The following is an 11,611-nucleotide window of genomic DNA, read 5'->3' as shown; positions in this document are numbered from 1 at the left end:
TCCAATCATTAACATCTTTATGATCAAAACGACATCCGTTACATATGAACTCTTCTACTTCATGATATTCGTCTTTACGGCCTGTTACTCGTTGAATTTCTCCACCAAACATCCAAACAGTCGTTTTTCCGCAACATCCTGGAGTTGTACATTCTCTGTGTGCATTGTATGGTTTATTGAACCAAACTCTAGATTTGAATCGGAAAGTCTTATCAGTCAAAGCACCAACAGGACATACGTCAATCATATTTCCAGAAAACTCATTATCAATCGCTTTTGAAATACAAGTTGAAATGTTGGCGTGATCACCACGATCCATAACACCATGCACTCTATTGTCTGTCAACTGATCTGCTACTTGAACACATCTTTGACATAAAATACAACGATTCATATGTAATTGAATATTTGGGCCAATATCTTCTGGTTCAAATGTTCTTTTTTCTTCAATAAAACGTGATTTTGGATTTCCGTGTTCGAAGCTTAAATTCTGCAAATCACATTCTCCTGCTTGATCACAAACTGGACAATCTAACGGATGGTTTATCAACAAAAATTCCGTCACCGATTTTCTTGCTTCTTGTACTCTTGGAGAAGCTTTACTGGCTATTTCCATTCCGTCTTGACAACCTGTTACACAAGATGCCATCAATTTAGGCATTGGTCTTGGATCTGCTTCGCTACCTTTAGTTACATCAACCAAACAACAACGGCATTTACCACCGCTACCTTCTAGTTTTGAATAATAACACATGGCTGGCGGAACTACTTCTCCTCCAATCATACGCGCAGCTTGCAGGATTGTTGTTCCTGGAGTTACTTCTATTTCTTGTCCGTCTATTGTTACTTTCATTATAGTAAATTCTTGACTTTATACTGTTAATTTAGAAACCAAATGTTTCACTTTTTCAAATGGCTCATTTACAAAGTGATCTCTATTTTTTATTTTTTCTGGGAAACGAACATGATATTCGAACTCTTCTCTAAAGTGACGAATTGCCGCTGCTACTGGCCAAGCTGCTGCATCACCTAAAGGACAAATTGTGTTTCCTTCAATTTTACTTTGAATACTCAACAACAAATCGATATCTTCTTCACGACCAGTTCCAGTTTCAATTCTATGTAATATTTTTTCCATCCAACCAGTTCCTTCACGACAAGGTGTGCATTGACCGCAAGATTCGTGGTGGTAAAAACGAGAGAAATTCCAAGTATTACGAACAATACATGCCGTATCATCATATACAATAAACCCGCCTGAACCTAACATAGATCCTGTAGCAAAACCGCCATCACTCAAACTTTCGTAAGACATTAATCTATCTTCGTTATTGGCCGTTTTATAAATAAGATGTGCTGGTAAAACTGGCACTGAACTTCCTCCTGGCACTAATGCTTTGAGTGGTCTATCGGTAGCCATACCTCCTAAATATTCATCTGAATTCATAAATTCATAAACAGACAATCCCATTTCGATTTCATAAACACCCGGATTTTTGATATTTCCAGAAGCTGAAATTAATTTGGTTCCTGTAGATCGACCTATTCCTATTTCAGCATAGGCTGCACCTGAATTATTAACAATCCAAGGCACTGCAGAAATCGTTTCTACGTTGTTTACTACCGTTGGATTTCCCCAAAGTCCAGAAACTGCTGGAAATGGTGGTTTGATACGAGGATTTCCTCGTTTTCCTTCCAACGATTCGATTAATGCGGTTTCTTCTCCACAAATGTAGGCTCCAGCGCCAATTTGAACATAAAGTTCTAAATCGAAACCTGATCCTAAAATATTTTTACCTAACCAACCCGCAGCTTTTGCTTCGGCGATGGCGCGTTCTAAAATTTTATACACCCACATATATTCTCCACGAATGTAGATATAAGAAAGGTTTGCACCTAGGGCATAACTAGAAGTTATCATTCCTTCGATTAATAAATGAGGAATAAATTCCATCAAATATCGGTCTTTGAATGTTCCTGGTTCAGATTCGTCAGCATTACATACCAAATGGCGTGGTTTTCCCGATTTTTTATCGATAAAACTCCATTTCATTCCCGCTGGAAATCCTGCTCCTCCACGTCCGCGTATTCCAGAAGTTTTTACTTCTTCTACAACTTCGTCTGGTGTTAACGTTTTTAGTGCTTTCTCTACTGATGCATAACCGCCTTCACGACGATATACTTCGTAAGTTCTAATCCCTGGAACGTTTATTTTGTCTAATAATATTTTTTTTGACATCTTATTTATCGTGTAATATTATTTTATTGTCTTTGCAATCAGTAATTAACTGGTCGATTTTTTCTTCTGTCAAGTGTTCTTTATAGAAATCGCCTAGTTGCATCATTGGGGCATAACCACAAGCACCTAAACATTCTACACCACGAACTTCAAACAATCCGTCTGGAGTTGGTTCGCCAACTTTTACACCTAATTTATTGCAGGTATAATCCATTAAATCCTCTACTCCATTTAAACAACAAGGTGAAGTTTGACAAAATTCGAACATATATTTACCAATAGGCCTTCTATTATACATCGTATAAAAAGAAACTACTTCGTATACTTCTACTGGTTTGATATATAAAATTTCAGCTACTTTGTCTTGCAATTCGATACTCAACCAATTGTCATGAGCATCTTGAACTTCATGCAAAACAGGCAATAATGCTGATTTTCTTTTATCATCTGGATAATGACTGCACAATTCATTGATACGTGTCATCAAAGCTTCTGTGATATTGATATTTTGTTTGATCTGTGTTTTTTCCATAATTATTAAGCGTCTAATTCGCCCGCAATTACATTAAGGCTTGATAATATTACGATAGCATCCGATAATAATGCTCCTTTAATCATTTCTGGATATGCTTGATAGTATATAAAACAAGGACGACGGAAATGTAATCTGTACGGTGTACGACTTCCATCGGTAGTTAAATAAAAACCTAATTCTCCGTTTCCTCCTTCTACAGCGTGATAAATTTCAGCTACTGGAACAGGAACTTCTCCCATTACAATTTTGAAGTGATAAATTAATGATTCCATATTGTTATACACATCTTCTTTTGGAGGAAGGTAATAATCTGGAACATCTGCGTGATACACATTTCCTTCTGGCATTTTGGCTAATGCTTGACGAATAATGCTTAAACTTTCCCAAACTTCGGCATTACGAACACAAAAACGGTCATACGTATCACCTGATTTTCCTACAGGAATTATAAACTCAAAATCTTCGTAAGAAGAATAAGGTTCAGCAACACGAACATCATAATCGATACCCGCAGCACGTATATTTGGACCTGTAAATCCGAAAGCCATAGCTTGTTCGGCAGTAATAGGTCCTACATTTACCGTTCTGTCAATAAAAATTCTATTTCTTTCAAAAAGATTTTCAAATTCTTTCCAACAAGCAGGAAATTCTTCTAAGAAAGTGTTTAATAATTCGAAAGCTTTTGGTGACCAATCTCTTTCGAAACCGCCAATTCTTCCCATATTTGTTGTAAGACGAGCACCACAAATTTCTTCATAGATTTCGTATATTTTCTCTCTAAATTGGAATACATATAAGAAACCTGTATAAGCTCCAGTATCGACACCTAAAATCGAATTACATATAATATGATCCGTTATACGCGCTAATTCCATTACGATAACTCTTAAATATTGTGCGCGCTTAGGCACTTCAATATCTAATAATTTTTCTAATGTCATCCACCAAGCCATATTATTGATAGGCGAAGAACAATAGTTCATTCTGTCTGTCAATGGAGTGATTTGATAAAAAGGACGGTTTTCGGCAATTTTTTCGAACGCACGATGAATATAACCAATGGTTGGTTCGGCATCAACTATACGTTCACCATCCATCAACAAGATATTTTGAAAAATACCATGAGTGGCTGGGTGAGTAGGTCCTAAATTCAAGATCGAAAGTTCACTTCCGTCTTCATTTAGTTTCTCTTTAATTATTTTAGCATAGCGATGCTCTGGTGGTAATAATAGTTCTGACATTTTATAATGTTGAATTATTTATTTTTATGAATTTGATGGTGTTCTACCAAAAAATCTGTCGTCTTTGTCTGTTCTTCCTGAATCTTCCATCGGAAATTCTTTTCTCATCGGAAAAGATACCATTTCGTCCATATTCAAGATTCTTTTTAATTGAGGATGACCTATAAAATTGATCCCATAGAAATCATAGGTTTCACGTTCCATCCAATTGGCACACAAGAAAATATTTGAAATTGTTTTTATTTCAGGTATTTCTCCATTAATAAAACTTTTGATTCTGATTCTTTTATTTTCAATCCAATTGTGCAAATGATATACTACAGCAAACTGCTCGTTCACATTGTTATCTGGATAATGAATACCGCACAAATCGGTTAAAAAGTGGAAATTTAAAGACTCTTCATTCTTTAAAAATAAAATCACTGAAGTCATTTTATCAGATGCAACTTCGAAAGTAAAAATGTCTTTTTCTTGGCGAAAATGCATGACACTTTCTCCGAAAGTTTCTGTTAATTTATCTTGAATTTGGGTGTTTTCTAAAGCCATGTTCTTATTTAATGTTATAAGATGCTAATAGTTCTTGATATTCTGGCGAGCTACGACGACGAACAGATTCTGACTTAACTAATTCTTGTAAACGCATTACTCCATCTACAATTTGTTCTGGTCTTGGCGGGCAACCTGGCACATAAACATCTACTGGAATTACTTTGTCTATTCCTTGTAAAACAGAATAGGTATCGAAAATTCCTCCTGAAGATGCACAAGCTCCAACTGCAATTACCCAACGAGGTTCTGCCATTTGTTCGTAAACTTGACGTAAAATAGGCGCCATTTTTTTTGAAATGGTTCCCATAACCATTAGCATGTCTGCTTGGCGAGGAGAGAAACTTACTCTTTCTGAACCAAAACGCGCTAAATCGTAATGAGAAGCCATAGTAGCCATAAACTCGATTCCGCAACAAGAAGTTGCAAACGGCAATGGCCACATAGAATTGGCACGAGCTAATCCTACAACATCATTTAATTTTGTTGCAAAAAAACCTTCACCAGTTACTCCTTCTGGAGCTTCTACAATATTTATATTTGAACTCATTTTTATTTTAGATTTTAGATTTTAGATTTTAGATTTTTGAAAAACCTTTAAAATAAAATCAAATTTTAATAAAATCATTTTTAGAAATCTCGAGGCTTAAATTTAGATTATACTGAAATCTAAAATCTTCACTCTGAAATCTAAAATTTCTAATCCCACTCAAGGGCCTTCTTTTTAATAATATAGAAAAATCCGACCAATAATAATGACATAAAAATCACCATTTTAACCATGCCTTCCATTCCTAATTCTTGAAAATTGATTGCCCAAGGATATAAAAATATCACCTCAACATCAAAAAGCACAAATAAAATAGCAACCAAAAAATATTTTACAGAGAAAGGAATACGAGCGTTTCCAATAGATTCGATACCACTTTCAAAATTTTTATCTTTATTTACAGATGATCTTTTTGGACCTAAAAAACTTGATCCAATTATAGTTAATACCACAAATCCGACAGCAAGTCCCATTTGCATAAATATTGGTAAATAATCTAATTGATTTGATTGCATTGTTTACAAATTAGTTTTTATCATTTACAAAGATACATGGCTTGAATTAAATCGCAACCAAAAATGGCAATTTCAACTAAAAAAAATCATATTATCTAGTTATTTTTAATGTTTCTAAATTACACAACTGCAAATGTTAAATTTTTCTTCGATTTTGAAGAAAAACAGTGAATTAAAATCAATAAAAAACTCAAAACCCAAACAATTAGATTTATTTATGGAAATATTTAAAATAAACACAATATAGTCTAAAAAATTAACAAAAATGGTACTAATTTTGATACAGTTTTAATGAAATTTTAACCATCTATTTACTCTTAATTTTTTAATCCAAATGAAAACGAAAAATTTTGTTTATTTGTTTATTGCAGTTCTTATTTTTCAAGCTTGTGGCAGAAAATCAGCTGCCGATTTTAATTCAGATTTTTCATTATTTAAGGGTATAATTTCAAACTTTACTGGAGGCATAGTCTCGGCGCAATCCGATATTCGAGTCGTCCTTGCTTTCGACAAAAAAGACTGGGTTAAAGACCAAGTTTTAGACAATGATTTATTTGATATTTCTCCAAGCGTAAACGGAAAAGTAGTGGCACTTTCTGCAAATACTATTGCTTTTATTCCTGAAAAAAAATTAGATCCAGATACTGAATATCAAGTCACATTGAAAGTCGACAAAATCTTAACGACTGTCAAAAAAGAATTGGCGGATTTCAATTTTACTGTAAAAACGCTAAAACAAGATTTTCTAGTAACTACACAAGACATTCAATCATATAGCAAAGATTATCAATACCTAAACTGCACACTAAAAACAGCCGATAACATCGATTTTGAAACTGCTCAAAAATTAGTAACTGCCGAACAAAGTGGAAAAAATGTCGCTGTAAAATTCATAAAATCAACAAGTACATCTACTGAATTCAAATTTATTATTGATAGTATTCAACGTTCAGATAACGATAACAATCTCGAGATTTTATATGATGGAAATGATTTTGACATAGATCAAAAAGGTAAAATTGACTATACTATTATTGGAAAAGATAACTTCAAAGTAGTTAATGTTTCTATTCCAGAAGGCGACAATCAAACCTTGTTAATCAATTTTTCCGATGCTTTACAAAAAGGACAAGATTTTAAAGGATTGATATCTATTCAAAATACAAAAAATTTAAAATTTAGCACACATGGTAATTTATTGAAAGTGTTTTTTAATAATGAAATTGAAAAAACACCTGTAAAACCAGTCGTTACAGAAGCAATTGTTGAAGTTATCGATACTGCAGCTGTTGCTGTCGATTCGGTCGCTGTTGCAATTGACGAAGCTGTCGAATATGTAGAACCAATCGAAGAAACTACAACTCCAGAGCAAGTACTATCTGGGAATGTTTTGGTGGAAGTTTTTCAAGGAATTGAAAGTGAGAATGGGTATAAAATGAAACAAAATTTCTCGACAACCGTTTCGTTCGACCAAATAAAACCAAATGTAAAGTTCACTAAAAACGGAACTATTCTGCCAAGTTCTAACAATTTAAAACTCAATTTTGAAGCCGTAAACTTAAGCGCTGTCGATGTTAAAGTATATAAAATATATAAAAACAACATTCTTCAGTTTTTACAATACAACGATCTAAATGGCGCACAAAATTTAAAAAAAGTAGCACAACCTATTGCTAAAAGCACCATCAATTTAAAAGAAAATAAACTCGTTAATTTTAGCGAATGGAATACTTTTGCACTCGATTTATCTAAAATAATCACACCAGAACCTGGCGCTATTTACCGTGTCGAATTTTCATTCAAAAAGAAATACTCTCTATACAAATGTGACGGATCAACTGACGAAGAAGAAGCTGCTGAAGAGGAAGAAACTGATGAAAACGATGTGAATTATAGCGGAAACAATTACGACGACTATTATTACGACGATTATAGTTGGAGAGAAAGCGAAGATGCTTGTTCGCAATCTTACTTTTATAATACCACTATAGGAACCAATATTTTAGCTTCCGATTTAGGAGTAATTGCAAAACGTGGCGAAAACAAATCCTATTTATTTGCTGTAAATAATATTGTAACTACCGAACCAGTTTCGAATGCAAGAGTTGAATTATATAATTTTCAACAACAAAAACTATCCACCGAAGCCACAAATAGTGAAGGAATTGCAAAATTTGAATTGGATAAATTCGCTTATTTTGCCATTATTACCCTTGGCGACCAATCTACTTATGTGAAATTAGATGACGGAAATTCTCTGTCGGTTAGTAATTTCGATGTTGCTGGAGAGGCTTTGCAAAAAGGTTTGAAAGGTTTTATATATGGAGAACGTGGCGTTTGGCGTCCTGGTGATAATTTGTACTTGTCCTTTATTTTTAATGATGCTGCTAATAAAATTCCAAATGCACATCCAATAAAATTCAGACTCTCTGATCCTAACGGAAAAATAACCTATCAAACGATTCAAAAATCGAACGAACTCAATCATTATAGTTTTATAGTTCCTACCGATGCCGATGCGTCAACAGGAAGTTGGGAAGCGATGGTTAGTGTGGGTGGTGCTAAATTTTATAAAAACATTAAAATTGAAACCATCAAACCCAATCGTTTGAAAATTAAAAATGTTTTCAGAAACACAGTGCTTTCTTCTTCTTATCCAAACACGAGTAATTTGCAAGTCAACTGGCTTCATGGCGCTGTGGCAAAAGATTTAAAGGTAGAAATGCAAGCCAAATTTTCCCAAGATGTTACTAGTTTCAAAGGATATTCCAACTATGATTTTGATGATGAAGTGCGTCAATTTAGCACCGAAGAAACTATTATTTTTTCAGGAAAAGTAGATGCAAACGGAAAAGCTTCCGTTACTATCGATCCTAAACTACAAGGTCAAGCACCAGGAATGTTGCGAGCTGCTTTTATGACCAAAGTGTATGAGGAAGGTGGGGATTTTAGTACAGATGTGATGGCAACAACCTATTCTCCTTACAAAACGTATGTAGGATTAAAATTGCCTGAACTAACAAAATACCAAATGCTAGAAACGAGAGTTAACAATCGTTTTGATGTGGTTACTGTCGATGAAAATGGTCGTCCAAAATCGGTAAAAAATCTAGAAGTAAAAGTGTTTAAAGTAGAATGGCGTTGGTGGTGGGATTCATCAAACGATGACGTGTCTAATTACAATTCATCGAACGCAACAACTTCATACAAAACATTGAGAGTAAATACTGATACTAACGGAAAAGGTAGTTTTCAATTTGCATTAACCGATGAAGAATGGGGACGTTATATGATTCGAGTTACTGATCCAACTGATGGTCACGCTACAGCACAAACTGTCAATATAGATTATCCTTACTGGTCAGGAAAAACAAGAAATACCGATGCTTCAACGGCTACTATGTTGGTTTTTTCTACCGATAAAAAGAATTATGCAGTAGGCGAAAAAGCACAAATATCTTTCCCTTCGAGTGAAGGTGGACGTGCATTAATTTCTATCGAAAACGGAGCAAAAGTAGTACAAACACTTTGGGCAAAAACCAAAAAAGGAGAAACTAAAGTCGAAGTTCCTATTACAGCTGCTATGGCGCCAAATGTGTATTTCAACATTACGTTATTGCAACCACATGCATCGACTAAAAACGATTCACCAATAAGAATGTACGGAATTATTCCTATTGAAGTGATTGACAAAAACACGATTTTAGAACCAAAAATCGCCATGCCAGATGTTTTGAAACCAGAGCAAGCATTTAACGTAAAAGTGATTGAGAAATCAGGAAAAGCAATGACTTATACCATTGCCGTTGTCGATGAAGGCTTGCTGGATTTAACCCGATTCAAAACACCAAATGCTTGGGACAGTTTCTATGTTCGTGAAGCTTTGGGTGTAAAAACTTGGGATATTTACGATGATGTAATTGGTGCTTATGGCGGAAAAGTAAACCAAATATTTAGTATTGGTGGCGATCAAGATTTAGGTGGTGGCAAAGCTAAAAAAGCCAACCGTTTCAAACCTGTCGTTATCTATTTGGGACCATTCAAACTTGATGCTGGTGATACCAAAACACATCAAATAAAATTACCAAAATATATTGGTTCAGTAAGAACAATGGTAGTCGCTGGCGATGCTAAAACAAGTGCTTATGGAGCTGTCGAAAAAGCAACTCCAGTTCGTAGTCCTTTGATGGCATTGGCTTCGTTACCACGAAAAATTTCGCCATCAGAAAAAGTGACGATTCCTGTGACAATTTTTGCTATGGAAAATCATGTAAAAAATGTTTCAGTACAGATAAAAACAAGTCCAGGTTTAAAAATTATTGGTAAAGCCATTCAAAATGTAACTTTCACTAGTCCTGATGAAAAAATGACGTATTTCAATCTTGAAGTTGGTGCTACTACGGGAATTGCAAAGGTACAAGTCATTGCTACTTCTGGAAAAGAAAAATCTACTTATGATATTGAGATCGATATGACCAATCCAAATCCTGTAACCAATACTTATACGGATCTCGTTTTAGAACCAAATAGCTCTAAATCTATTTCTTGGAAAACATTTGGTGTCGCTGGTAGCAATAAAGCAAGATTGGAGATTTCATCAATGCCATCGATTAATTTTAATGGAAGGCTGCAATATCTAATTCAGTATCCTCATGGTTGTGTCGAGCAAACCACTTCGTCTGTTTTCCCTCAATTGTATTTGAATGACATTGCTGATATTGATGCAAATCGCAAAGCATTAATTCAGAAAAATGTAACAGCCGGAATTACAAGATTGGGAGGTTTTCAATTGGCAAATGGTGGAATGTCGTATTGGCAAGGAAGCACTTCTGCCGATGATTGGGGAAGTTCTTATGCAGGTCATTTCTTGCTTGAAGCCGAGAAAAAAGGGTACGTTTTACCTATAAATTTCAAACAAAAATGGGTTTCATACCAACAAAAAGAGGCTAAAAAATGGCGTTTTGAAGCTAAATATGGCAATGATTTTGCGCAAGCGTATCGTTTGTATACCTTAGCATTAGCTGGTTCGCCTGACTTGTCATCGATGAATAGATTGCGTGAAACTTCAGGAATTTCTAATGAGAGTAAACTACGATTGGCTGCCGCTTATGTTTTAGCAGGACAAAAACAAGCGGGAATGTCATTGTTATTAAAATCTAAAATAGATGAAGAGTATAACAACAATTACAGCTATTACTATTATGGTTCTAGTGATCGTAATCGAGCGATGGCATTAGAAACTTTAATCTTATTGGGTCAGAAACAAAAAGCATTTATGATGGCAAACAAACTGGCCAAACAAATGTCTGCCGACCAATGGATGAGTACACAAACTACCGCTTATTGCTTGTATTCGATGTCTAAATTTGCGCAATTCAATGGTGGAAAAGGCATTAATGTTCAGTTTAACGATGGTGGAAAAACTTTAGGAATTAATACCAATAAAACATTGGCAGAAAGAAGTTTAACTATTAAAAATGGAACAAACGGAATCACAATTAAAAACAACAAAAACAATACATTATATGTTCGCGTTTTAAATTCTGGTATTTTGCCTGTGGGTCAAGAGCAAGTTGTTCAAAATAATTTGAGTGCCAAAGTTGTTTTCAAAAACAGAAAAGGCAGTATTATCAATGTTTCGAAAATAAATCAAGGCACCGAGTTTATAGCAGAGGTTACGATTAAAAACTTAAAAAATGAACGAGTGAATAACGTGGCATTATCTCAAATTTTGCCTTCAGGTTTCGAAATTGTAAACACGCGTTTTAATGATTTTGGTGATGCGACAAACAATATTGCTGACCATATTGACATTCGAGATGATAGAACCAATTTCTATTTCCCATTAGGATCTGGCGAAACCAAAACGTTTAGAGTTTTACTTAACGCTTCTTACTTAGGTACTTATTATTTGCCTGGATTGCAATGTGAAGCGATGTATGACAACACATTCCTAGCCAGAACTAAAGGTTTTTGGGTTGAAGT

General features: G+C 34.7%; 8 protein-coding genes. 1 reads left to right on the top strand and 7 read right to left on the bottom strand.

Translation table 11 applies throughout. The features are described from left to right. The 7 genes from ACHZC3_RS06170 to ACHZC3_RS06140 form a co-directional block, all read right to left on the bottom strand. Positions 1-853, bottom strand: an 853-nt coding sequence (locus ACHZC3_RS06170) for a 2Fe-2S iron-sulfur cluster-binding protein (RefSeq protein ID WP_394759002.1), incomplete at its 3' end; no start/stop codon positions are given. An 18-nt stretch (positions 854-871) separates the two neighbouring features. Further along, positions 872-2,239, bottom strand: coding sequence for an NADH-quinone oxidoreductase subunit NuoF (nuoF, locus tag ACHZC3_RS06165; RefSeq protein WP_394759001.1), 1,368 nt, complete (start codon positions 2,237-2,239; stop codon positions 872-874). A gap of 1 nt (position 2,240) precedes the next feature. Continuing rightward, a complete protein-coding gene (locus ACHZC3_RS06160; protein WP_394759000.1) occupies positions 2,241-2,771 on the bottom strand; it encodes a complex I 24 kDa subunit family protein in 531 nt (176 codons plus the stop codon). Positions 2,772-2,776: 5 nt separating this feature from the next. Further along, the gene (locus ACHZC3_RS06155) at positions 2,777-4,015 is read right to left on the bottom strand and encodes an NADH-quinone oxidoreductase subunit D (RefSeq protein ID WP_394758999.1); all 1,239 of its coding nucleotides are present in this window, start codon (positions 4,013-4,015) and stop codon (positions 2,777-2,779) included. Between the two features lie 24 nt (positions 4,016-4,039). Next, the gene (locus ACHZC3_RS06150) at positions 4,040-4,561 is read right to left on the bottom strand and encodes an NADH-quinone oxidoreductase subunit C (protein WP_394758998.1); all 522 of its coding nucleotides are present in this window, start codon (positions 4,559-4,561) and stop codon (positions 4,040-4,042) included. A gap of 4 nt (positions 4,562-4,565) precedes the next feature. Next, the gene (locus ACHZC3_RS06145) at positions 4,566-5,111 is read right to left on the bottom strand and encodes an NADH-quinone oxidoreductase subunit B (RefSeq protein ID WP_011964321.1); all 546 of its coding nucleotides are present in this window, start codon (positions 5,109-5,111) and stop codon (positions 4,566-4,568) included. 149 nt (positions 5,112-5,260) lie between these two features. Then, positions 5,261-5,626, bottom strand: a complete 366-nt coding sequence (locus ACHZC3_RS06140) for an NADH-quinone oxidoreductase subunit A (protein WP_394758997.1) — start codon at positions 5,624-5,626, stop codon at positions 5,261-5,263. 334 nt (positions 5,627-5,960) lie between these two features. Here ACHZC3_RS06140 and ACHZC3_RS06135 point away from each other — a divergent pair. Continuing rightward, positions 5,961-11,611, top strand: a 5,651-nt coding sequence (locus tag ACHZC3_RS06135) for an alpha-2-macroglobulin (RefSeq protein WP_394758996.1), incomplete at its 3' end; no start/stop codon positions are given.

It is taken from the genome of Flavobacterium sp. (assembly GCF_043720215.1).
Classification (GTDB): Bacteria; Bacteroidota; Bacteroidia; order Flavobacteriales; family Flavobacteriaceae; genus Flavobacterium.
Note: the sequence above shows the minus strand (reverse complement) of the source record. Positions and strands in the feature narration are given on the sequence as shown.

Excerpts from the sequence above, each read along its gene's own strand:
- ACHZC3_RS06150 (WP_394758998.1), bottom strand. The coding sequence starts at position 4,561 with ATGGCTTTAGAAAACACCCAAATTCAAGATAAATTAACAGAAACTTTC.
- ACHZC3_RS06145 (WP_011964321.1), bottom strand. The coding sequence starts at position 5,111 with ATGAGTTCAAATATAAATATTGTAGAAGCTCCAGAAGGAGTAACTGGT.
- ACHZC3_RS06155 (WP_394758999.1), bottom strand. The coding sequence starts at position 4,015 with ATGTCAGAACTATTATTACCACCAGAGCATCGCTATGCTAAAATAATT.
- nuoF (WP_394759001.1), bottom strand. The coding sequence starts at position 2,239 with ATGTCAAAAAAAATATTATTAGACAAAATAAACGTTCCAGGGATTAGA.
- ACHZC3_RS06140 (WP_394758997.1), bottom strand. The coding sequence starts at position 5,626 with ATGCAATCAAATCAATTAGATTATTTACCAATATTTATGCAAATGGGA.
- ACHZC3_RS06160 (WP_394759000.1), bottom strand. The coding sequence starts at position 2,771 with ATGGAAAAAACACAGATCAAACAAAATATCAATATCACAGAAGCTTTG.